Origin of the sequence: Rahnella victoriana, assembly GCF_021276285.1 — a bacterium.
In the GTDB taxonomy this organism is placed as follows: Bacteria; Pseudomonadota; Gammaproteobacteria; order Enterobacterales; family Enterobacteriaceae; genus Rahnella; species Rahnella victoriana.
In genome coordinates, this window is sequence record NZ_CP089919.1 from 1,664,936 (window position 1) to 1,687,899 (window position 22,964).

Below are 22,964 nucleotides of genomic sequence, written 5' to 3' on the forward strand. Positions count from 1 at the left end.
TTTCCCAAGGCTAATTTCTGTTTTTAATGGAATACTTGGGTGATTACCGGACACTTTACCCTCAGATTTTTTGGTGTAGTCTATACCTTGTTCAACCCTTGCAGGCTGCGGCTTGCCGGTGGTTTTAGAAGCGAAATATGTAGTAATCCGTGCAGCGAACGGGTTACTTTTGTCACTCAAATTGGATTTGTCAGGTTACCTATGTCGAACAGCACACTGAGTGTGGTGATCCTTGCCGCGGGCAAGGGAACACGCATGTACTCCAACCTTCCTAAAGTTCTTCATCCCCTGGCGGGCAAGCCAATGGTTCAGCACGTCATTGATGCGGCCACGCAGGTGGGCGCCCGCAACGTGCATCTGGTCTATGGTCACGGTGGTGATTTGCTGAAGAAAAATCTGGCAGGCAGTGATCTGAACTGGGTATTGCAGGCGGAGCAACTGGGTACCGGTCATGCGATGCAGCAGGCGGCACCTTACTTTGCCGATGACGAAGATGTGCTGATGCTGTACGGCGATGTTCCGCTGATTTCCGTCGATACGCTGAATAATTTACTGCAAGCCAAACCGGAAGGTGGCATTGGTTTGCTGACTGTCGTACTCGATGATCCCACAGGTTATGGCCGTATTGTCCGCGAGAACGGTATTGTTACCGGCATCATTGAGCAGAAAGACGCCAGCGAAGAACAGCTGAAAATTCGCGAAATTAACACCGGAATTCTGGTGGCCAATGGCGCGTCATTCAAACGGTGGCTGAGCCAGCTGAATAACAACAATGCGCAGGGTGAATATTACATCACCGATATCATTGCGATGGCGCATGCCGAAGGGCATGTCATCGCCACGGTTCATCCGGCGCGTAACAGTGAAGTGGATGGCGTGAATAACCGTCTGCAACTGTCCCGTCTTGAGCGCGTATACCAGAGTGAGCAGGCAGAGCGCCTGTTACTCGAAGGCGTCATGCTGATGGATCCTGCCCGGTTTGATTTGCGTGGTGAACTGGCCCACGGTATCGATGTGCTGATCGACACGAATGTCATTATCGAAGGTCACGTCAAACTGGGTGATCGCGTCAAAATCGGCACCGGCTGTGTTCTGAAAAACTGCGTGATTGGCGATGACTGTGAAGTCAGCCCGTACAGCGTTTTCGAAGACGCCGTGCTGGAAAGCGGCTGCACTGTCGGTCCTTTCGCCCGTCTGCGTCCCGGCGCGGAACTGGCGGAAGGCGCACATGTCGGCAATTTTGTTGAAATCAAAAAAGCGCGTCTGGGCAAAGGCTCCAAAGCCGGCCATCTTTCCTACCTCGGCGATGCTGAGATCGGGGATAACGTGAACATCGGCGCAGGCACCATCACCTGCAACTATGATGGTGTGAACAAGCATAAAACCATCATCGGTCACGATGTCTTTGTCGGTTCAGATTCACAACTGGTTGCGCCTGTCATCGTGGGTAATAACGTGACGATCGCTGCCGGTACTACGGTCACGCGCGACGTGCCGGACAATGGTTTACTGTTAAGTCGGGTGCCGCAGGTGCATAAACCTGACTGGCAGAAACCGGTAAAGAAAAAATAAGCTGTTCATAATAATCCCCAACTCTCTACAAGGCTCGGGGAACCGCAAGTACACCGGAAAACGGGGCTTGCGGATAAATCAGGTCAGGCATCAAAAAAGGTCCCGAAAGACCTTCAATAGGAATAAAACTGATGTGTGGAATTGTAGGCGCAGTAGCGCAACGCGATATTGCTGAAATTCTGTTAGAAGGTTTACGCCGTCTCGAATACCGCGGGTATGACTCTGCCGGTCTGGCTGTCATCGATGCCGACGGGAAAATGGGGCGCTTGCGTCGTCTGGGTAAAGTCCAGATGCTGGCTGATGCACTGGATCAACATCCTTTGCATGGCGGCACCGGAATTGCTCACACCCGCTGGGCAACACACGGCGAACCTTCTGAAGCGAACGCTCATCCGCATGTATCTGATTACATTGCCGTGGTGCATAACGGCATTATCGAAAACCACGAACCTCTGCGTGAATTACTGATTGAACGCGGCTACCGTTTTGATTCCGAAACGGATACCGAAGTGATCGCGCATCTGGTGCATTGGGAACAACTTCAGGGCGGCACGCTGCTGGAAGTGGTTCAGCGGGTGATCCCGCAACTGCGTGGCGCATACGGCACCGTAGTGATGGACCGGCGTGATCCGTCCGTTCTGGTCGCCGCCCGTTCCGGCAGCCCGCTGGTGATTGGTCGTGGCGTCGGAGAAAACTTCATTGCTTCCGATCAGCTGGCGCTGCTGCCGGTGACCCGTCGCTTCCTGTTCCTGGAAGAAGGCGATGTGGCCGAAGTGAAACGTCGTTCCGTCAGCGTATATGACAAAAATGGTCATGCCGTTGAGCGTGTGGAAATCGAATCCAAAGTGCAGTACGACGCCGGTGATAAAGGCGTTTACCGTCACTACATGCAAAAAGAGATTTACGAACAACCGCTGGCGATCAAAAACACTCTGGAAGGGCGTTTCAGTCACGGCGAAGTCAACCTGAGCGAGCTGGGTGAAAAAGCTGACGAAATTCTCTCCCGTGTTCAGCACGTGCAGATTATCGCCTGCGGCACCTCATACAACTCCGGTATGGTGGCGCGTTACTGGTTCGAGTCGCTGGCGGGGATGCCGTGTGACGTCGAAATCGCCTCAGAATTCCGCTATCGCAAATCCGCCGTGCGTCCGGGCAGCCTGATCATCACGCTGTCTCAGTCTGGCGAAACGGCTGATACGCTGGCAGCGTTGCGCCTGTCGAAAGAACTGGGTTATCTCGGATCTCTGGCAGTGTGTAACGTGGCCGGTTCTTCTCTGGTGCGTGAGTCCGATCTGGCGCTGATGACCAAAGCTGGTACCGAAATCGGTGTGGCCTCAACCAAAGCGTTCACCACGCAGCTGACCGTTCTGCTGATGCTGGTGGCGCGTATGGGCCGCCTGAAAGGTATGGATCCTCAGGTCGAGCACGACATCGTTCACGCGCTTCAGGCGTTACCTGCGCGTATTGAACAAATGCTGTCGCTGGATAAAACCATCGAAACGCTGGCAGAAGGTTTCTCTGACAAGCATCACGCGCTGTTCCTTGGCCGTGGCGATCAGTACCCGATCGCGATGGAAGGTGCGCTGAAGCTGAAAGAGATTTCGTATATTCATGCGGAAGCCTATGCGGCGGGCGAGCTGAAACATGGCCCGCTGGCGCTGATCGATGCAGATATGCCGGTGATCGTCGTTGCGCCGAACAATGAGCTGCTGGAAAAACTGAAATCGAATATCGAAGAAGTGCGCGCCCGTGGCGGGTTGTTGTACGTCTTTGCCGATCAGGACGCCGGTTTCACCGACAGCGAAGGCATGAAGATTATCCAGTTGCCACACGTTGAAGAGATCGTCGCACCGATTTTCTACACCGTGCCGTTACAGCTGCTGTCTTACTATGTTGCCCTGATTAAAGGGACTGACGTGGATCAGCCGCGTAACCTGGCGAAATCTGTGACCGTCGAATAAAACCGACCGGTTTCAGTCATGGAATGTCTAAGCGCCTCCCGGGGCGCTTTTTTTTCATTACCGGCTTTTTTCTTTGTCAGCCGCGGTCACGATTCTGTGTCACGGACTTCGTAACCCGCGCCGGATAAGGTATAGTTCGCGTTTTTTACGAAGGTGCTTTGCTGAATGCTGAACAACTCCTCCATTCGTCTTAACAAATACATTAGCGAGAGCGGTATCTGCTCGCGCCGCGATGCCGATCGTTACATCGAACAGGGAAATGTTTTTATCAACGGCAGGCGTGCCGCGGTAGGTGCTCAGGTATTTGCCGGCGATGTGGTGAAAGTTAACGGTCAGCTTATCGAGCCGCGTGATGAAGAAGATCTGGTGCTTATCGCGCTGAACAAGCCGGTCGGTATTATCACGACGATGGAAGAAGGTGAACGGGACAACATCCGTGATTTCGTTAACCACAGCAAACGTGTCTTCCCGATTGGCCGTCTGGACAAAGATTCGCAGGGACTGATTTTACTGACCAACCACGGCGATCTGGTCAACAAAATCCTGCGCGCCGGTAACGACCACGAAAAAGAATACGTCGTGACCGTCAACAAACCGATCACTGATGAGTTTATTGCCGGTATGGGCGCGGGCGTGCCGATGCTCGGAACCGTGACCAAAAAATGCAAAGTGAAGAAAGAAGCACCGATGGTGTTTCGTATTACGCTGGTGCAGGGGCTTAACCGCCAGATCCGCCGTATGACCAAGCATTTCGGTTACGAAGTCACGAAGCTTGAGCGCGTGCGTATCATGAACATCAATCTGAAAGGTGTTCCGCTCGGTGAATGGCGTGATTTAACCGATGACGAGTTGATCGAACTGTTCCGGTTAATTGAAAACTCCTCATCAGAAGAAAAACCGACCAAAAAAGCGCCAGCCAAACCTGCTCAGGCGAAAAAACCCGCTGTCACAAAACCGAAAAATACGGAAAAGCCAGACGCTAACGCTGCGTCCCGCAAGCGTTTTGCACAGCCGGGACGGAAGAAGAAAGGGCGATAATCTGACCGTTTTTTGTCTTCAGCCGGTGTCAAAACCGGCATTTCCCTCGTAAAACCCCCGCTTTTTGCCCGTAACGTTCGAATTGTGACCAGTGTCATAAAACTGTCATATAACGTACATTTTACTGTCACTAAACTGTCCTATTTTCCTCCTGTGCCAAACACTTTAATTAACGTCGACATCAGTCGGGAAGTTTAAAACCACCAGGAGTGGAACATGAAATTGATGCGTAACACCGTCGCCGGTCTTGTAGCAGCGACTTTCTCCCTCACAGCAACGTCTGCTTTCGCTGCCACTAACCTGACTGGCGCTGGCGGTACTTTCCCTGCCCCTGTCTACGCGAAATGGGCAGACGCTTATCAGAAAGCCACCGGTACTCAGGTTAACTATCAGGGCATCGGTTCTTCCGGCGGCGTGAAACAAATCATCGCCAAAACGGTGGATTTCGGCGCATCTGATGCACCGATGAAACAAGAAGATCTCGACAAAAATGGCCTGTTCCAGTTCCCTACCGTGATCGGTGGCGTGGTACTGGCGGTGAACATCCCGGGCATCAAATCTGGTCAGCTGACGCTGGATGGCGCGACGCTGGGTGACATCTACCTCGGCAAAATTAAAAAGTGGAACGACGCGGCGATCACTAAGCTGAACCCGGGCGTGACACTGCCAGACACCAATATCGCGGTGGTTCGCCGTGCGGATGGTTCCGGTACTTCCTTCGTGTTCACCAGCTATCTGGCGAAAGTGAACAGCGAGTGGAAAGACAAAATCGGTTCAGGTTCTACGGTTAACTGGCCTACCGGTCTGGGCGGCAAAGGTAACGACGGCGTGGCCGCTTTCGTACAGCGTCTGCCGGGTTCAATCGGTTACGTAGAATATGCCTACGCCAAACAAAACAACCTGGCTTACACCAAACTGGTGGATGCCGATGGTAAAGCGATCAGCCCGACTGAAGAATCCTTCAGTGCAGCCGCCAAAGGCGCTGACTGGAGCAAAACCTTCGCTCAGGACCTGACCAATCAGAAAGGTGATAACGCGTGGCCAATCAGTTCCACCACCTTTATCCTGATTTACAAAGACCAGCAAAATGCAGAGAAAGGCACTGAAGTGCTGAAGTTCTTCGACTGGGCTTACAAAAACGGCAACAAACTGACCACCGATTTGGATTACGCCGCACTGCCTGATTCTGTTGTTGAGCAGATCCGCGCAGCCTGGAAAACCAATATCAAAGACAGCAGCGGTAAAGCACTTTACTAGGATCTGGCCTCGGGTCTGATATAGAGTACAAGTCTTCTGCTTCATTCCCTCTCCGGCCGGGGAGGGAATTAAATCTGAATTAAAAGAGAGTGGTATGGCTGAATACAAGCCGGCTATTAAGGCACCCAGCAAAAACGGTGACATCCTCTTCGGCGCGCTGGTCAAACTGGCTGCGCTGATTGTGCTATTTATGCTGGGCGGTATTATCGTCTCGCTGTTTATCGCGTCGTTACCCAGCATTGAAAAGTTCGGGCTGTCTTTCCTGTGGACGAAAACCTGGGATGCGCCGAACGAGCAATTCGGTGCGCTGGTGCCGATTTACGGCACGGTCGTGACCTCCGTGATTGCCCTGCTGATTGCGGTTCCGGTCAGCTTTGGTATCGCATTATTCCTCACCGAGCTGGCGCCGAACTGGATGAAACGCCCGCTGGGTATCGCGATTGAACTGCTGGCGGCCATCCCCAGTATTGTTTACGGCATGTGGGGTCTGTTCGTTTTCGCCCCGCTGTTTGCGCAGTACTTCCAGACACCGGTAGGCGACGTCCTTTCAGGTATCCCGATTGTCGGCGCACTGTTCGCCGGGCCGGGGTTTGGTATCGGCATTCTGGCAGCAGGCGTCATTCTTGCCATCATGATCATCCCGTACATTGCCTCCGTCATGCGTGACGTGTTCGAGCAAACGCCGGTGATGATGAAAGAATCTGCTTACGGTATTGGCTGCACCACGTGGGAAGTGATCTGGCGCATCGTGCTGCCGTTCACCAAAAACGGCGTGATTGGCGGCGTAATGCTTGGCCTTGGCCGCGCGCTGGGCGAAACCATGGCGGTGACCTTTATCATTGGTAACACCTACCAGCTCGACAGCGTCTCACTGTACGCGCCGGGCAACAGTATCACTTCGGCGCTGGCCAACGAATTCGCCGAAGCGGAAGCCGGTCTGCACACCGCTGCACTGATGGAACTGGGCCTGATCCTGTTCGTCATCACCTTTATTGTTCTGGCGCTGTCAAAAGTCATGATCCTGCGTCTGGCTAAGAAAGAGGGCCGTTAAGATGACGACACTCGAAATGCAAAGTAACGCAGCATTACTGGAATCACGTCGTAAACGTCAGGCATGGCGTCGTCAGAAAAACCGTCTGGCGCTGATGGTCTCCATGATGACCATGGCGTTTGGCCTGTTCTGGCTGGTGTGGATCCTGTTTACCACCGTTGTTAAAGGCGTTGATGGCATGTCGCTGGCGCTGTTTACGCAAAATACGCCGCCACCGAATACCGCAGGCGGCGGTCTGGCGAACGCCATTGCGGGCAGCGGACTACTGATTTTGTGGGCCACGGTGATTGGTACGCCACTGGGCGTCATGGCGGGGATTTATCTCGCCGAATATGGCCGTAAGTCCTGGCTGGCGGAATTCATTCGTTTCATTAACGACATTCTGCTTTCCGCACCTTCCATCGTTGTCGGCCTGTTTGTGTACACCATTATGGTGGCAAAAATGGGGCACTTCTCTGGCTGGGCGGGCGTGCTGGCGCTGGCGTTGTTACAGATCCCAATTGTTATCCGTACCACGGAAAACATGCTGAAACTGGTGCCTGACAGCCTGCGTGAAGCGGCTTATGCGCTGGGGACGCCAAAATGGAAAATGATTTCGGCCATCACCCTGAAAGCCTCGGTTTCCGGCATCATCACCGGCATCCTGCTGGCCATTGCCCGTATTGCCGGTGAAACCGCACCGCTGCTGTTTACGTCGCTCTCCAACCAGTTCTGGAGCACAGACATGATGCAGCCGATTGCCAACCTGCCGGTCACTATCTTTAAGTTTGCGATGAGCCCGTTTGGCGAATGGCAACAACTGGCCTGGGCGGGCGTGCTGCTGATTACGGTGTGCGTACTGTTGCTCAATATTCTGGCGCGTGTGATTTTCGCCCCGAAAAAGCAATAAGTTGATTCATTATTGATGGCAGACGATATCGCCTGCCGTCACTGTTTACCCGGCGTCGCCACGCGGCGCGCGAATAAGAGAGATGTCTGAGAATGACTGACGCATCCAACAGCAAAATTCAGGTTCGCGATCTGAACTTTTATTACGGCAAATTCCACGCGCTGAAAAATATTTCCCTGGATATCGCTAAGAACGAAGTCACGGCATTCATCGGCCCGTCTGGTTGTGGCAAATCCACGCTGCTGCGTACGTTTAACAAAATGTACCAGCTGTATCCGGAACAGCACGCGGAAGGCGAGATCCTGCTCGATGGCGAAAACATTCTGGTCGATAAACAGGATATCGCGCTGCTGCGCGCCAAAGTCGGCATGGTCTTCCAGAAACCGACGCCATTCCCGATGTCGATTTACGACAACATCGCTTTCGGTGTCCGTCTGTTTGAAAAACTTTCCCGCACCGATATGGATGAGCGTGTGCAATGGGCGCTGACCAAAGCCGCGTTGTGGAATGAATCCAAAGACAAGCTGCACCAGAGCGGTTACAGCCTGTCCGGCGGTCAGCAACAGCGTCTGTGTATCGCACGGGGTATTGCGATCCGCCCTGACGTTCTGCTGCTCGATGAACCGTGCTCCGCGCTGGATCCGATCTCTACCGGCCGTATCGAAGAGCTGATCACCGAGCTAAAATCTGATTACACCGTGGTGATCGTGACTCACAACATGCAGCAGGCTGCGCGTTGTTCAGATCGCACTGCGTTTATGTATCTGGGCGAACTGATCGAATACAGCGACACTGACTCGCTGTTCACGTCACCAGCGCGCAAACAGACTGAAGATTACATTACTGGCCGCTACGGTTGAGGTAAGAACAATGGACAACCTGAACTTAAACAAACATATATCCGGCCAGTTCAATGCCGAGCTGGAGCATATCCGTACGCAGGTTCTGGCGATGGGTGGCCTGGTTGAGCAGCAACTGACAGATGCCATCACCGCCATGCACAATCAGGATGCGGAACTGGCGCAGCAGGTCATTCAGGGCGATGACAAAGTGAACATGATGGAAGTGGCGATCGACGAAGCCTGCGTGCGCATTATTGCCAAGCGCCAGCCGACCGCCAGCGACCTGCGTTTAGTCATGGCGATCATCAAAACCATTTCTGAGCTGGAACGTATCGGCGACGTGGCGGATAAAATCTGCCGTACGGCGCTGGAAAAATTCTCGCACCTGCACCAGCCTTTGCTGGTGAGTCTGGAGTCGCTTGGCCGCCACACCGTGCAGATGCTGCATGATGTACTGGATGCCTTTGCGCGTATGGATCTTGACGAAGCGGTACGTATTTACCGTGAAGACAAGAAAGTGGATCAGGAATATGAAGGCATTGTGCGCCAGCTGATGACCTACATGATGGAAGATTCGCGCACCATTCCCAGCGTGCTGACCGCGTTGTTCTGCGCCCGTTCTATCGAGCGTATCGGCGACCGTTGCCAGAACATTTGCGAATTCATTTTCTACTTCGTCAAAGGCCAGGATTTCCGTCATGTGGGCGGCGATGCGCTGGACAAATTGCTGACCGACGGCAAAGGCGACGCGGATAAAGAATAAAAAGTCTTTGATATTCAGCGACAAAAAAGGCCTCTTACGAGGCCTTTTTGCTATCCGCTCTATAACAGCATCCGGTCAATACCCTTACTTCATGACATAGCGCAGTGCGACCTGCACCGCCAGCTGGCGGTAATGTGCGACCTGTAAATCCACTTCATCCGGATTTTCAAACAACGCGCCAAACGTATACTGGTTGGCGACCTGATGCACACACAGGCTGCTGATCAGCCGGTGCACGTCACGCGCCTGCGCGTCATCCTTAAACAGATGGCTTTGCTTACCGCGCGCGAGGATGTCTTCCAGCAGCGTTAAGGCCGTTTTGTTAATTTCACGGATGCTGGTGGACTGACGGATAAAGCGGCCGCGCAGCATGTTTTCCGTGGAGACAATCCGGATAAATTCCGGATGCGAGACGTGGAAATCAAAACTGGCTTCCACCAGTTTGACGATCGCTTCGGCGGGCGGGAATGAAGACAAGTCCAGCTCCAGCTCGTGCTGACGAATACCGCGATAAACGTGCTCCAGAACCAGCATGTACAGGGCTTCTTTGGTCTTATAGTGATAGACCACCATACGTTTCGTGGTGCTGGCATTGGAGGCGATGTTTTCCATGCGCGCGCCCATCAGGCCGGATTCAGCGAATTCAGCCAGCGCGCTGTCGAAAATGCGTTGTTTGAGCCCTATCGGATCATTTTTACGTCCCGGCGCCGGGGAACTTTGGCTGCTCAGCGTCTTATCCTCATCATTAACCTCATTCACGCCACAGAGAGTAACCATTGATTCGCTCAGTTACAATCTGTGCATATCCGTAAGCCTACAACACTTGACGAACGCTCTGCCAGAGTCCACTACTGTTAGTATCGAAACCTGACGAAAAGGACGCTATTTTGCCTGACACCACCCGGTTACGTTCGATTGCGACAGTTTCAGTACCAGGAACCTTGCCCGAAAAACTCACAGCGATAGCCGCTGCGGGATTTGATGGCGTGGAAATATTCGAAGATGATTTGCTTAAAAGTCCGGTCAAACCGACGGCTATCCGTAATCTGGCCGATTCCCTCGGCTTACGTATTTTTCTGCTGCAACCTTTCCGGGATGTCGAAGGGGTGCCCCCTCCGCGGCGGGTTGAGAAACTGGCCCGCGCCCGTCGCCAGTTTGATCTGATGAGTGAACTGGGTTGCGACCATTTGCTGGTGTGCAGTAACACCGATCCCGACAGTTCGCCGGAGCGGGATGTGCAGATTGCCGATCTCGCGGCGCTGGCCGACATGGCGCAGCCCTATGACATCCGCATCGGTTTTGAAGCGCTGGCGTGGGGGAAACACATCAACCGTTACCGGCAGGCGTGGGATCGCGTAAGGGAGGTCAACAGCCCGGCGCTGGGTATCGTGCTCGACAGCTTTCATATTCTGGCGGTGGGCGATAACCTCGACCGGCTGGATGAGGTGCCTCTGGAGAAAATCAGCTTCCTGCAACTGGCTGATGCGCCGTTTAAAGACATGAATGTGCAGCAGTGGAGCCGCAGCTACCGCTGTTATCCGGGGCAGGGCGATTTACCGCTGGTGGATTTCGTCAGCACGCTGAACCGTAAAGGATTCACCGGCCCGTGGTCACTGGAAATCTTCAACGATAAAACCCTGCCGCTGGCGGATGGCCTGCGCTCCCTGACGGAACTGGAAAAGCGGATGCAGGCGTACGAAAAAACCCTTAACCCGTGATCTGATACCCCATCTCCCGCCAGATCCCCGGCAGTTCACGCAGGTCGTGGAACGTCGTGACCAGCGGGTGATCCAGCGGGGGATTGTGCGGATCGGCGCAATAGTAAAAGACCGGGATGCCTGCGGTGATCCCGGCCTGTGCGCCCGCCACGGAATCTTCCACCAGAATGCAGTTTTCCACCGGCACGTTCATGACCTCGGCGGCTTTATACAACACGGCGGGATCGGGCTTCCAGCGCTGCAAATCGTAGCCACTGAATAACTTATCGCCCATAAAGGGCAGCAACCCGGTCAGTCCGAGGGAATGCTGCATTTTGGTGACCGGGCCGTTAGAGACCACGCACATCGGCACGGTGATTTGTTCCAGTAATTCGCGTGCGCCGTCAATCGGCTCAAGTTTGCTGTCAAACAACCGTGCGACGTGCTGGCGGAACACCCCTTCCATGTCTTCTTTCGGCACGTCGATCCCCTGCTCTTTATTGATGATGGCGATAATTTCGTACAGCTTTACGCCTTTGTATTTTTTGTACATTTCATCGAAAGAGACCGTCACACCAAAATGGGCAAACATCTCGACATAGGCTTCGCAACACAACAATTCACTGTCCACCAGCGTACCGTCGCAATCAAAAAAGACACATTTTACCTGTGACATACTTCCTCCGTGTGAGTGGTTCATCTATTGGTGTGCGTTATGGCACTGTACCCGAACGATAGATTTAATCCCATACATCCAGTGCTGGCGCTTTCCGGCTAAAATCCTTAGGATACCCCCCGATTGTTTTTCCCCCATTTTGGAACTCACCAATGAGCACACCACAGAGCAATGCGACTGCGGGTAAAGGTCTGGCCGAACGTCTGTTTAAACTGACGCAGCATGGCACCACCGTCCGCACAGAAACTATCGCCGGTTTAACCACCTTCCTGACCATGGTCTACATCGTCTTCGTGAACCCGCAGATTCTGGGTGTCGCAGGCATGGATAAACAGGCCGTCTTTGTGACTACCTGTCTGATTGCCGCGTTCGGCAGCATTCTGATGGGCGTGATCGCCAACCTGCCGGTCGCTCTGGCACCGGCGATGGGCCTGAATGCGTTCTTTGCGTTTGTGGTCGTGGGCGCGATGGGTGTTTCATGGCAGATCGGGATGGGCGCGATATTTTGGGGTGCCGTGGGTTTGCTGCTGCTGACCATTTTCCGTATCCGCTACTGGATGATTGCCAATATTCCGGTCAGCCTGCGTGTGGGCATCACCGCCGGTATCGGGCTGTTTATCGGCATGATGGGGCTGAAAAACGCCGGCATTATTGTCCCGAACCCTGACACCATCGTCACTATCGGTAACCTGACCTCGCACAATGTGCTGCTGGGCGTGCTCGGCTTCTTCATTATTGCCGTTCTGGCGTCGCGTAACTTCCACGCCTCTGTGCTGGTGTCGATTATTGTCACCACTGTGATTGGCCTGATGATTGGTGACGTGCATTACACCGGTTTCTGGTCGATGCCGCCGAGCATCACCACGGTTGTCGGTCAGGTGGATTTGAAAGGCGCGCTGAACATCGGTCTGGCGGGCGTTATTTTCTCCTTCATGCTGGTGAACCTGTTTGACTCCTCCGGCACGCTGATTGGTGTGACCGATAAAGCCGGTCTGGCTGATGCCCAGGGCAAGTTCCCGCAGATGAAACAGGCGCTGTACGTTGACAGCGTGTCTTCCGTAGCGGGGGCATTTATCGGCACTTCATCGGTGGGCGCGTACATTGAAAGCACCTCCGGCGTTTCCGTGGGCGGTCGTACCGGCCTGACGGCGGTAGTAACCGGTTTGCTGTTCCTGCTGGTGATCTTCATTTCCCCGCTGGCGGGGATGGTGCCGGAATACGCGGCGGCCGGTGCGCTGATTTATGTCGGCGTGCTGATGACTTCCAGTCTGGCGCGAGTTTCCTGGGATGACCTGACCGAAGCGGTTCCGGCGTTCGTGACTGCGGTAATGATGCCGTTCAGCTTCTCGATCACCGAAGGTATCGCGCTGGGTTTCATTTCTTACGTGGTGATGAAACTGGGTACCGGCCGCTGGAAAGAAATCAGCCCGTGCGTGGTGGTGGTTGCCCTGTTGTTTGTGCTAAAAATCGCATTTGTTGACGGGCACTAACCGGTCATCAAAATACCAAAAAAACAGCCCGCATTTGCGGGCTGTTTGCTTTTCTGACGGGCTGAATTACGGGGTGACGCGGCGGGTGTAGTCCGCAAAGGCGGTCAGCTGCCCACGCAGGAAATCGAGCGTGCCCTGGTCGATCACTTCGCCGATTTGGTCATCCACTTTATTCTGGATCACGCCGCCCATAAATTCAGGTTTGTTCATCACCATCGCATCCAGGAACACCAGGATCTGACGCAGATGATACTGACAGCGCGCGCCGCCGACCGGCCCCATGGAACTGGTCTGGATCAGCACCGGTTTACCGGCCAGAGGCTGATCAGGCAGGCGGGAAATCCAGTCAATCGCATTTTTCAGGCCGCCCGGAACGGAGTAGTTATATTCCGGTGTCACGATAATCACGCCGTCTGCCTGACGGATCTGCTGCGCGATAGCCTCGATTTCGGCCGGAAAGCCCTCTTCCTGCTGAATATCCGCATCGTACAAGGGCAATGTACCGATGGAAGGCAGCGCGTCAATGCTGACGCCTTCCGGTGCCACTTTCGGCAAGGTGCGGGCGACCATCCCGTTGTAAGACGCTTTACGCAGACTACCTAACAGTGTGACAAACTTCAGTGGTTGAGCTGACATGAATAACTCCTGTTATGGATGAGATGTTCGTGATTTATTTGGCTGGCGGCAGGCTGACGAACTTCATGAAGTGAGGCGATTCAGATTGCTGGTCGGTGGACAGGGTTTGCGTGCGGGTGAAGCCATTTTCGGGTTCGTAGCGCCAGCACTGCAAACGGATAATCGAGGGCGATTGCGCACATGCCCAGGTAATCGACCCTTCAATGTCGCTCATCACCTGCGCCTCCGGTGTGACGGTGGATCGCAAACGGCCTGAGGCCGGATTCAGACTGAGCGTCAGCGGGCCGGGATCGTTCAGGCCGGACATTTTCAGCATGCTCTGGCGGATACACCACAGTTGCAGCGAGGATTCCACCGGATCGGATTGCATGGCAATCCAGGTTTTTTCTACCGCAGAAAGCTGTAACTGTTGTTGCGGATTGACCAGCGCACTGCGGGCATGAATGATTTCGAGATCCAGACCGACTTTCCCTTCACTGCTGATCAAAACCCCAACGGTGCTTCCCGCATACGCAAGGCTGAAATCAGGCAGATCGGGCGATTCAAAACTCGGGCGACCACTGGGTAAAGTGATCACGTTCGGCAGCTCGGCAATGCCGTACAGGTAGAAAATCATTTCTGCCAGCAGGACACGGCCGTTGAGAAAACGTCGTCGCTGTTTTTCGGAAAGGTGTCTCGCGGAAATGACGATATCTCCGGGCAACCGGTGGGTATCCGGTTCGGCATCCGTCAAAGCCCATCTTGCAAAATGGCACGCCATTGTTCACTCCATGATTAATGGTTCGTACATATTCTCTCTGTTGTCAGAAAGAATAACATTAAGAGAAATCATTAAAAACCGCTTAAAACCCGCATCACAGCACACTTTTTTCACTTTTCAGAAAGTTTTTCATAACCATAAAGTGAAAGTAATCACAGTCTTAATCCCTTGTTGAGAAAAAATCTCATCGGCATGATGTTCTGGTTTTTCACTCATATGATCTGCGCACCAGATATATCTACTATAGCAACATAAAGAAACGTCAGAATATGCCGTTACTAGTTAAGCAGCGATCTCGCTGCTTTGCCTGTGAGTACCCTAAAATGTTAAAAACAACGCAATCCCGCTTTATCGCATTGATCAGCTTGTTTTTTATTGTGCTGGTCATCGTTACGCTTATCGTGATCCAGGTGTATATCGCCCCCCAACTGAAACAGACAGAAAGCAATCTGGTTGCCAATCAGGTGGATGATGTGGCGGTCGCGATTAATGACCGTCTGAATAAAGTCGAGTCTCAGGTTCGTACCATCACCCAGACTGTCGCACAAATGGACAGCGACAGTATCGATCGTTTGCTTCCGGCGCTGGTCGATCAGTACGGTGATGCGGCGGTGTTCGGTGGGGGGATCTGGCCGCTGCCCAACCAGCGTGATCCGGCCAAAATTAAATTCAGTACCTTCTTTGCCCGTAATAATAACAATCAGCTGACGGTCAATACGTTCTGGAACAGCGCTGAATCGCCAAACTATTTCGATCAGTCCTGGTATCTGGCGGCGTCAAAAGGCGAAAAGGGCCAGTGTGTCTGGGCGCCTGCGTATTTTGATGATGCCAGCACTCAGCCGCGAACCAACTGCGCCATGCCGATCTACAAAGGGGAGAAGCAATGGGGCGTCGCCACCATCGATGTCACGCTGGGGTTCTTTAACCAGCTGGTGACGGAAATGGAGAAAAAGGTTAACGCGAAAATTTATATCGTGGAGAAAGACGGCACCATCGTCGGCACCAGCCATTCCGGTGATGAAAAACTGCCGAAGCTGGCTTCACTGGGCGAAACCTCCCCGCTGGCCATGCAAATCCGTAAAAGTCTGGATCAGATCAACGGTCAGGCCAGTCTGGTGGCGGATTACGATAACGACGGCACGTCGCACACGATGTTTATGAGCAACATTCAGGGGCCATGGTTCATCGCCACGGATATGCCTACCAGCCAGTTGCTGGCGCGCAGTCACAGCATCCTTGCGAGTCTGGGGCTGGTGCAGATCCCGATGGTCTTGCTGCTGCTGATCGTCCTGATTGCGGCAATCAAAATTTTCATGCGTCAGCTGGCGGCACTGAATAAAAACATCGCGCAGCTTTCGGCTGGCGGCGCGGATTTAACCCAGCGTCTGCCGGAAAGCCGCAGTCCCGAGTTCAATCAGATCAACCAGAGCTTCAACAGTTTCCTGTCATTCCTGCAATCCATTCTCCGTCAGGTCGGCGACAGCAGTCTGGCAATCACCTCGGCTTCACGCCAGATTGCCAGCGGTAATCTGGATCTCTCGGCGCGTACCGAGGAACAGGCCAGTTCGATTGTGGAAACGGCGGCGTCAATGGAACAGCTGACCAGCACCGTGAAACAGAACGCCGCCAATGCGGAAGGGGCCAATCAGCTGGCGCGCGATGCCTCGGCTGTGGCCGAGAAAGGCTCGGAAGTGGTGAAACAGGTCGTGGATACCATGGGCTCTATCACCCGTTCCTCGCACAAGATTGTCGATATTATCAGCGTGATCGACGGCATCGCTTTCCAGACCAACATTCTGGCGCTGAATGCGGCGGTTGAAGCGGCGCGTGCAGGCGAGCAGGGGCGCGGTTTCGCCGTGGTGGCGTCCGAAGTGCGCAGTCTGGCGCAGCGTTCGGCGACCTCTGCGCGGGAAATCAAAAAGCTGATTGAGGATTCAGTGGCGGATATCTCCACCGGCAGCGAGCTGGTGGCGACGGCGGGAACGACAATGGATGAAGTCATGGGCGGCGTAAATAACGTGGCGACGCTGATGAACGAGATCATGTCTTCCAGCCAGGAGCAAAGTCTGGGTATCGAGCAGGTCAACGTTGCGATCACTCAGCTGGATAATGCCACCCAGCAGAACGCCGCGCTGGTCGAACAGGTGTCTGCTGCTGCGCAGGCGATGCAGGATCAGACCGTTCAGCTGGAAACCGTGGTGGCCGGATTTAAACTCTGATCGTGTCCGACTAAATTTGATTTAATTGAACGGTAAGTGAGCGATCACTTACCGCTTTTCATTTTGTGGCATGACTCAGTAAAAGGCGTGTTCAGTCATGAAGTTAATCAGGCTGTTGAGCTTGGCGCGCGGCCTGAAATCAGGCAGATACACCAGATGCACCGCCCGGGGCTGCGGAATAAAAGATTCAAGCACCGGGATCAGCTTCCCGCTGGCGATGTCTTGTGCCAGCAATACTTTGGGCTGCAATAACAAACCGGCGCCTTCCAGTGCGGCGGCACGCAACGCATGGCCGTCGTTGGAGACATAGCGGCTGTTCACCGGCCACGCCGACGTGGTGCGTTCTGCATTCGCCAGTTGCCAGCCTTCGCTCTGATTCCAGACGGTATGCACCAGACACGGGTGCGTTTTCAGATCGTCCGGTGAAACGGGCGTGCCGAACTGCTGCAAATACCCCGGAGACGCACAGATCACCATTTCATAAGGCTTCAGTGGCTTTGCGACCAGCCGGTCATCGCCGATCTCACCGATACGGATCGCCGCGTCAAAACCTTCACCGATCAAATCGACCCGGGCGTTACTCAGTATCAGTTCCACGTTCACTTCAGGATGTTTTTGCAGATAACGGGCCAGCATCGGTGCCACGACACTGGAACCCAGCGATACCGGCGCGCTGACCCGCAGCAGCCCGGTCGGCACGCTTTGCAGGCTTTCCATTGCGCTTTCGGTGAATTTCATCTGATCCAGCACCCGTTTGCCGTTTTCATAAAGCACTTCACCGGCATCGGTCAGGCTTTGCCTGCGGGTGGTGCGCTGCAACAGGCGGGCATTCAGATGCTTTTCCAGTTGCTGAATGTGTTTACCGACCATCACCGCCGAGATCCCCAGTTTTTCTGCCGCAGCACTGAAATTTCCGGTTTCGACTACGCTGACAAAGACTTCGATATTCCGCAGCTTATCCACATTACAAACCCTGAGTTAGAACAGAACGAAGAATATGAGTCTATATCTAACCCTCAGTTTGGTGAAAGATGATCTGACAAACCAACGTTGAGGGATCTGTGATGAAAATTTTAGTGATTGGCGGTACAGGCACATTAGGTCAGGCGGTGATTCGGGAGTTTGGCGCAGACCATGAAATCATCACCGCAGGCAAAAACCGGGGCGATTTTCAGGTCGATATCACTGACGAAAACAGCGTGAAAACGCTTTTCCGCAGCACGGGAAATGTCGATGCGATTATCGCCACCACCGGCAGCCTGCACTTTGGCCCGCTGACTGAAATGACGGCAGAACAGTTCAACAGCGGATTACAGGACAAATTACTGGGGCAGGTACGCATTGCGCTGATCGGTCAGTCATTCCTGAACGACGGCGGGTCGATCACGCTGACCAGCGGCATTATTGCGGATGAACCTATCCGTCAGGGAGCAAACGCCACCACAGTGAACGCGGCTGTGGAAGGTTTTGTCCGTGGCGCGGCGATTGAACTGCCCCGGGGGATTCGCATCAACGTGGTCAGCCCGACCGTGGTGGAAGAGTCACTGAAAGCTTACGGCCCGTTCTTCCCCGGCTTTGAGGCGGCACCGGCAGCGCGTGTGGCAAAAGCCTATCGTCGCAGTGTGGAAGGTGCGCAAACCGGGCGCGTTTATAAAGTCTGGTAAGGCGTAATCTGTTGAATCCAATAAAAAACCCACATTGGGTAATGTGGGTTTTGTTGGTGGCGAAGGGCTGATTATTTACCGATACAGAAGCTGGAGAAAATCCGCCCCAGCAAATCATCAGACGTAAATTCGCCGGTGATTTCGCTCAGCGATTGCTGTGCCAGGCGCAATTCTTCTGCCAGCAATTCACCTGCCCATGCACCCAGCAACTGATCTTTGCCCTGAACCAGATGCTGTGCGGCCTGTTCCAGCGCCTGCAGGTGACGGCGACGGGCGAGGAATCCGCCTTCCATATTATGGTTGAAGCCCATCACCTGTTTCAGATGATCGCGCAGCAGATCCACGCCATCGCCCGTACGGGCAGACAGACGAATAAGTGAGTGACCATTCACTTCCGTTTGTCCCAGGGCTTCGCCGGTGATATCGGCTTTATTCCGCACAACGACAATCGGCAACGTCGCAGGCAGGCGGGCCATAAATTCTGGCCAGATGTCTGCCGGCTCGGTGGCCGCCGTGGTGGTGCCGTCGACCATAAACAGCACTAAATCCGCCTGTTCGATCTCATTCCACGCACGTTCGATACCAATACGCTCCACTTCGTCGCTGGCTTCACGTAACCCGGCGGTGTCGATGATGTGCAACGGCATGCCGTCGAGATGGATGTGTTCGCGTAAAACGTCGCGCGTGGTACCCGCAATATCGGTGACGATTGCCGCTTCACGGCCTGCCAGCGCGTTCAGCAGGCTCGATTTACCGGCGTTCGGACGACCGGCAATCACTACTTTCATCCCTTCGCGCAGCAGGCTGCCCTGACGTGCTTCCGCACGTACGGCGTCGAGATCGCCCATCACGGTATTCAGTTGCGCTTCGATTTTGCCGTCGGACAGGAAGTCGATTTCCTCATCGGGGAAGTCGATTGCCGCTTCGACGAAGATCCGCAGGTGAGTGAGTGCTTCCACCAGATGATGAATACGGTTCGAGAAAGCGCCCTGTAAGGAGTTAACCGCAGACCGTGCGGCTTGCTCGGAACTGGCGTCGATAAGGTCAGCAATCGCTTCAGCCTGTGCCAGATCGAGTTTGTCGTTAAGGAATGCCCGTTCAGAGAATTCGCCCGGACGCGCAATACGCACGTTTTCGAGCGCGATAATGCGTTTGAGCAGTAAATCCAGGATCACCGGCCCGCCGTGGCCCTGCAACTCAAGCACGTCTTCACCGGTAAAGGAATTCGGGCCGGGGAACCACAGCGCGATGCCCTGATCCAGCGTGCTGCCATCGGCATCCTGAAACGGCAAATAATCGGCATAACGTGGTTTCGGCAGTTTACCTAAGACAGCCTGTGCCACATCACGCGCCGCCCGGCCGGAAATGCGCAAAATGCCCACACCACCGCGGCCGGGTGGGGTTGCCTGGGCAATAATGGTATCTGAGGTGCTCATAGCAATGATCTCTGTTGGTCTTTTTACGGATATGCAAAAGGCGGTCAAATGACCGCCTTTGTCTTTAATCATCAAGTTTAGCGGTCAGGACGAAAGCCGCCCTGACATTCACTTATGACTTTTTCTTGTCGCGGCTGTGCAGGCCACGTTTTTCCAGCCCGCGATAAATCAGCTGCTGCTGGAGAATGGTGACCAGGTTACTGACGATGTAGTACACCACCAGACCGGACGGGAACCACAGGAAGAACACGGTGAAGATGACCGGCATGAAGGTCATGATCTTCTGCTGCATCGGGTCAGTGACGGTGGTCGGCGACATCTTCTGGATGAAGAACATCGTGATACCCATCAGAACCGGCAGAATGTAGTACGGGTCTTGCGCTGACAGGTCATGGATCCACAGGATGAATGGCGCATGGCGCAATTCAATGGAACCAGACAGCATGTAATACAGTGCCAGGAAGATTGGCATCTGAATAACCAGCGGCAGACAACCCCCCAGCGGGTTCACTTTCTCAGACTTATACAGCGCCATCATTTCCTGACTCATGCGCTGTTTGTCATCACCGATACGTTCACGCATGGCGGCCAGTTTCGGCTGCAGCATACGCATTTTCGCCATCGACGTGTACTGTGCGCGGGTCAGTGGGTACATGATACCGCGGACAATAAAGGTGATTACGATGATCGAGAAGCCCCAGTTACCGACAAACCCTTGAATGAATTTCAACAGTTTGAACAGTGGCTGAGAGATGAACCACAACCAACCGTAGTCAACCGTCAGATCCAGGTGAGGCGCGATAGCGGCCATCTTGTCCTGAATTTCCGGGCCAACCCACAGGATAGACGCAACTTGTTGCTGCGCACCTGGTGCAACGGTAAACGGCGTGCCTTTAAAGCCAATCGTTGAGATACCGTTATTGGTGGTCGTGAAGAAGGTATTGGTGTCTTTCGCTGACGGGATCCACGCGGTAGCAAAGTACTGCTGCAACATCGCAACCCAACCGCCCTGTGTGGTGACATTCAGCGCTTCGCTCTTATCGAACGCGTACTTCTGATATTTGTCATCACTTGAGGAGTATGCCGCGCCGCGGAACGTGTGCAGAGCAAAGTTATTGCTGCCGGTATCACGGTGCTTAGGCAATTCGGTGGTTTGTTTCAGCTGGCCAAACATGGTCAGTTCAAGCGGGGCTGCCGTGGTGTTGTTGATGTTGTATTCAACGTTTACCGCGTAAGAGCCACGTTTGATCACGAAGGTTTTGGTGTAAATCGCACCGTTTGCCGCCGTGTAAGTCATCGGAATGCGCAGTTCAGACTGGCCTTCAGCCATTGTGAAGGTATCGGAGCTCGCCTGGAACAGAGGGCGTTCGCCGTTAGCCGGATTGTCTGGACCGTTTTTGCCTGTCAGGCCGCTTTGCGCCTGATAGAGGAAATTAGGAGTGGTTTCCAGTAACTGGAAAGGCTGGTCAGAGCCTAAAGTCGTCGGGTACGCCTTCAGCAGAGCCTGCTCAATGTCGCCACCACGGGTGTTGATCGTTAATGACAGCACATCACTGTTAACTGTAATTAATTTGCCCTGTCCGCTATCAGGAACAGCCTGATTAGCAGCATCACCGTTTGCAGTGTTCGCAGTCTGTTGCGTGGTCTGGTTGGCCGGTTGCGGAGCGTGGTCCGTTTGCCATGCCTGCCAGATCATGAAAGACACGAACAGCAGAGCGATGAGGAAAAGATTGCGTTGCGAATCCATCGTTAGTGTTCTCTGTTATTGTCGGTTTTCGGCGGTACGGGGTCATCACCACCTGGGTTCAAAGGATGGCATTTTAATACGCGTTTCAAAGTCAACCAACTGCCTTTTAACATGCCAAAACGACCAATTGCTTCAATACCGTATTGAGAGCAGGTTGGTCGAAAGCGGCAATGTGGCCCGAGCAACGGACTGATGAATAACTGATAACCACGTATCAGCTTTATCAGGATGCGGGAGCCTGTCGGCAATGTCGACGCCATAATTTCTCCAACGCTTCCGTCAGCGCGCGATTATCTAAATCGGCGACACCCTTCTTGGCGACCACCACAAAATCCATCGACGGCAGCGTGTGCTGATTCAACCGGAAACTTTCGCGGGTTAGGCGTTTAATCCGATTGCGTTCATGTGCGCGTTTGACGTGTTTTTTTGCGACGGTGAGACCGATGCGGGGATGCCCCAGCTCGTTCAGGCGGCCGAGTATGGTGATTTGCGGCGTGCCAGCCCGTTGTGGCTGCTGGAAGACGAAAGTGAAATGACGGGGAGTTAACAAACGTAACTCCCTGGGAAAAGCGAGCTTAACCACTAAATAGGTTAGCTTTTATTACTTAGAAGCTGACAGACGGGTACGGCCTTTCGCACGACGGCGAGCCAGAACCTGACGACCATTTTTGGTGGCCATACGAGCACGGAAGCCGTGGCTACGGTTGCGCTTCAATACGGACGGTTGGAAAGTGCGTTTCATGGCGATTTCTACCTAAACTTAAATTATTACTGATCAGTAAACGCGAAGACATTTCGGCGAAAAAACGACCGGTGCCTTTGTCGCAACATATAAAGAAGCGGGATTGTAATAACTGTACAGTCCTGAGTCAATTTACATTGCCAGAAATGGTTCAAGTGTTTACCAGAATTGCCCGTGGTCACACCGCAATATCCATCTGGTTATGACCATCAGGAACACAGGCTTCACACGTAGGGCTGAGGATTATACGGACTCTGCCATAAATCGCAAGGATCCTCGGCTGATCCTTATCCACAGGCATGAGATCTTTCTCGCAATGTGATGAAATTTAGCTCAGCGGACTCCTATTTTTTCACCAGAGTGATGATTACATCGCCTAATTTAAAAAGGATCGGCTAAGCTTACCCACTTGCCGATCGCTGCCTGTGGATAAAAAGGATCTAAACTGTCAGGAAGGGGAGGATCTCTGTGCCGGATTGCGTTATGATCCGCCATTCCGATCGCGATCCCAGCAGGGAAGTGAT

At 53.6% G+C, this 22,964-nt stretch carries 21 protein-coding genes and 1 pseudogene; 12 read left to right on the plus strand and 10 right to left on the minus strand.

Annotation, left to right across the window (positions count from 1 at the left end; genetic code table 11):
- Nucleotides 1-201: 201 nt before the first annotated feature.
- The 8 genes from glmU (at nucleotide 202) to phoU (ending at nucleotide 9,373) form a co-directional block, all read left to right on the plus strand.
- The gene (glmU, locus tag J9880_RS07670) at nucleotides 202-1,572 is read left to right on the plus strand and encodes a bifunctional UDP-N-acetylglucosamine diphosphorylase/glucosamine-1-phosphate N-acetyltransferase GlmU (protein ID WP_195817558.1); all 1,371 of its coding nucleotides are present in this window, start codon (nucleotides 202-204) and stop codon (nucleotides 1,570-1,572) included.
- Nucleotides 1,573-1,703: 131 nt separating this feature from the next.
- On the plus strand, nucleotides 1,704-3,533 hold the full coding sequence (gene glmS, locus J9880_RS07675; RefSeq protein ID WP_095924046.1) for a glutamine--fructose-6-phosphate transaminase (isomerizing): 1,830 nt from the start codon (nucleotides 1,704-1,706) through the stop codon (nucleotides 3,531-3,533).
- 165 nt (nucleotides 3,534-3,698) lie between these two features.
- A complete protein-coding gene (gene rluF / locus J9880_RS07680; protein WP_232770274.1) occupies nucleotides 3,699-4,571 on the plus strand; it encodes a 23S rRNA pseudouridine(2604) synthase RluF in 873 nt (290 codons plus the stop codon).
- Between the two features lie 216 nt (nucleotides 4,572-4,787).
- A complete protein-coding gene (gene pstS / locus J9880_RS07685) occupies nucleotides 4,788-5,828 on the plus strand; it encodes a phosphate ABC transporter substrate-binding protein PstS (RefSeq protein ID WP_232770275.1) in 1,041 nt (346 codons plus the stop codon).
- Nucleotides 5,829-5,922: 94 nt separating this feature from the next.
- A complete protein-coding gene (gene pstC, locus J9880_RS07690; protein ID WP_095924043.1) occupies nucleotides 5,923-6,879 on the plus strand; it encodes a phosphate ABC transporter permease PstC in 957 nt (318 codons plus the stop codon).
- A gap of 1 nt (nucleotide 6,880) precedes the next feature.
- On the plus strand, nucleotides 6,881-7,768 hold the full coding sequence (gene pstA / locus J9880_RS07695; protein WP_119825590.1) for a phosphate ABC transporter permease PstA: 888 nt from the start codon (nucleotides 6,881-6,883) through the stop codon (nucleotides 7,766-7,768).
- Nucleotides 7,769-7,860: 92 nt separating this feature from the next.
- The gene (gene pstB / locus J9880_RS07700; protein ID WP_013577692.1) at nucleotides 7,861-8,628 is read left to right on the plus strand and encodes a phosphate ABC transporter ATP-binding protein PstB; all 768 of its coding nucleotides are present in this window, start codon (nucleotides 7,861-7,863) and stop codon (nucleotides 8,626-8,628) included.
- Nucleotides 8,629-8,638: 10 nt separating this feature from the next.
- Nucleotides 8,639-9,373 carry a phosphate signaling complex protein PhoU gene (gene phoU, locus J9880_RS07705; RefSeq protein ID WP_232770276.1) on the plus strand — a complete coding sequence of 245 codons (735 nt, stop codon included), beginning with the start codon at nucleotides 8,639-8,641 and terminating at the stop codon, nucleotides 9,371-9,373.
- Nucleotides 9,374-9,457: 84 nt separating this feature from the next.
- Here phoU and J9880_RS07710 read toward each other — a convergent pair whose 3' ends face one another.
- Nucleotides 9,458-10,150, minus strand: coding sequence for a TetR family transcriptional regulator (locus J9880_RS07710; protein WP_095924040.1), 693 nt, complete (start codon nucleotides 10,148-10,150; stop codon nucleotides 9,458-9,460).
- A gap of 110 nt (nucleotides 10,151-10,260) precedes the next feature.
- On the opposite strand from J9880_RS07710, the pseudogene J9880_RS07715 reads away from it, so the two are divergent.
- Nucleotides 10,261-11,058, plus strand: a pseudogene (locus J9880_RS07715) (sugar phosphate isomerase/epimerase family protein); the annotation flags it as partial.
- Between the two features lie 22 nt (nucleotides 11,059-11,080).
- On the opposite strand, the gene yieH reads toward J9880_RS07715, so the two are convergent.
- On the minus strand, nucleotides 11,081-11,746 hold the full coding sequence (yieH, locus tag J9880_RS07720) for a 6-phosphogluconate phosphatase (protein WP_095924038.1): 666 nt from the start codon (nucleotides 11,744-11,746) through the stop codon (nucleotides 11,081-11,083).
- A 152-nt stretch (nucleotides 11,747-11,898) separates the two neighbouring features.
- On the opposite strand from yieH, the gene J9880_RS07725 reads away from it, so the two are divergent.
- On the plus strand, nucleotides 11,899-13,236 hold the full coding sequence (locus tag J9880_RS07725) for an NCS2 family permease (protein WP_095924037.1): 1,338 nt from the start codon (nucleotides 11,899-11,901) through the stop codon (nucleotides 13,234-13,236).
- Nucleotides 13,237-13,302: 66 nt separating this feature from the next.
- On the opposite strand, the gene J9880_RS07730 is transcribed toward J9880_RS07725, so the two are convergent.
- Together J9880_RS07730 and J9880_RS07735 are read right to left on the minus strand one after the other, a co-directional pair.
- The gene (locus J9880_RS07730) at nucleotides 13,303-13,872 is read right to left on the minus strand and encodes an NADPH-dependent FMN reductase (protein ID WP_232770277.1); all 570 of its coding nucleotides are present in this window, start codon (nucleotides 13,870-13,872) and stop codon (nucleotides 13,303-13,305) included.
- A 34-nt stretch (nucleotides 13,873-13,906) separates the two neighbouring features.
- Nucleotides 13,907-14,632 carry a 4'-phosphopantetheinyl transferase family protein gene (locus J9880_RS07735; protein ID WP_133823007.1) on the minus strand — a complete coding sequence of 242 codons (726 nt, stop codon included), beginning with the start codon at nucleotides 14,630-14,632 and terminating at the stop codon, nucleotides 13,907-13,909.
- A 323-nt stretch (nucleotides 14,633-14,955) separates the two neighbouring features.
- Here J9880_RS07735 and J9880_RS07740 point away from each other — a divergent pair, with 323 nt between their 5' ends.
- On the plus strand, nucleotides 14,956-16,851 hold the full coding sequence (locus tag J9880_RS07740; protein WP_095924034.1) for a methyl-accepting chemotaxis protein: 1,896 nt from the start codon (nucleotides 14,956-14,958) through the stop codon (nucleotides 16,849-16,851).
- 75 nt (nucleotides 16,852-16,926) lie between these two features.
- On the opposite strand, the gene J9880_RS07745 is transcribed toward J9880_RS07740, so the two are convergent.
- Nucleotides 16,927-17,814, minus strand: coding sequence for a LysR family transcriptional regulator (locus J9880_RS07745; RefSeq protein ID WP_133823009.1), 888 nt, complete (start codon nucleotides 17,812-17,814; stop codon nucleotides 16,927-16,929).
- Nucleotides 17,815-17,915: 101 nt separating this feature from the next.
- Between J9880_RS07745 and J9880_RS07750 the strand changes: the two genes are divergently transcribed.
- Entirely contained in the window at nucleotides 17,916-18,515 is a 600-nt protein-coding gene (locus J9880_RS07750) for a short chain dehydrogenase (RefSeq protein WP_095924032.1), read from the plus strand.
- Nucleotides 18,516-18,586: 71 nt separating this feature from the next.
- Here J9880_RS07750 and mnmE read toward each other — a convergent pair whose 3' ends face one another.
- The 5 genes from mnmE to rpmH all read right to left on the minus strand — a co-directional run bounded on the left by mnmE (nucleotide 18,587) and on the right by rpmH (nucleotide 22,440).
- The gene (mnmE, locus tag J9880_RS07755; protein ID WP_119825582.1) at nucleotides 18,587-19,951 is read right to left on the minus strand and encodes a tRNA uridine-5-carboxymethylaminomethyl(34) synthesis GTPase MnmE; all 1,365 of its coding nucleotides are present in this window, start codon (nucleotides 19,949-19,951) and stop codon (nucleotides 18,587-18,589) included.
- A gap of 112 nt (nucleotides 19,952-20,063) precedes the next feature.
- Nucleotides 20,064-21,698, minus strand: coding sequence for a membrane protein insertase YidC (gene yidC / locus J9880_RS07760; protein WP_095924030.1), 1,635 nt, complete (start codon nucleotides 21,696-21,698; stop codon nucleotides 20,064-20,066).
- Between the two features lie 2 nt (nucleotides 21,699-21,700).
- On the minus strand, nucleotides 21,701-21,958 hold the full coding sequence (gene yidD, locus J9880_RS07765) for a membrane protein insertion efficiency factor YidD (RefSeq protein WP_095924029.1): 258 nt from the start codon (nucleotides 21,956-21,958) through the stop codon (nucleotides 21,701-21,703).
- Nucleotides 21,922-22,281 carry a ribonuclease P protein component gene (gene rnpA, locus J9880_RS07770; RefSeq protein WP_071823635.1) on the minus strand — a complete coding sequence of 120 codons (360 nt, stop codon included), beginning with the start codon at nucleotides 22,279-22,281 and terminating at the stop codon, nucleotides 21,922-21,924. The genes yidD and rnpA overlap by 37 nt, the downstream gene beginning before the upstream one ends.
- Nucleotides 22,282-22,299: 18 nt before the next feature.
- Nucleotides 22,300-22,440 (minus strand): 50S ribosomal protein L34, encoded by a 141-nt coding sequence (rpmH, locus tag J9880_RS07775; protein ID WP_009637487.1) that lies wholly within the window; start codon nucleotides 22,438-22,440, stop codon nucleotides 22,300-22,302.
- Nucleotides 22,441-22,964 lie beyond the last annotated feature (524 nt).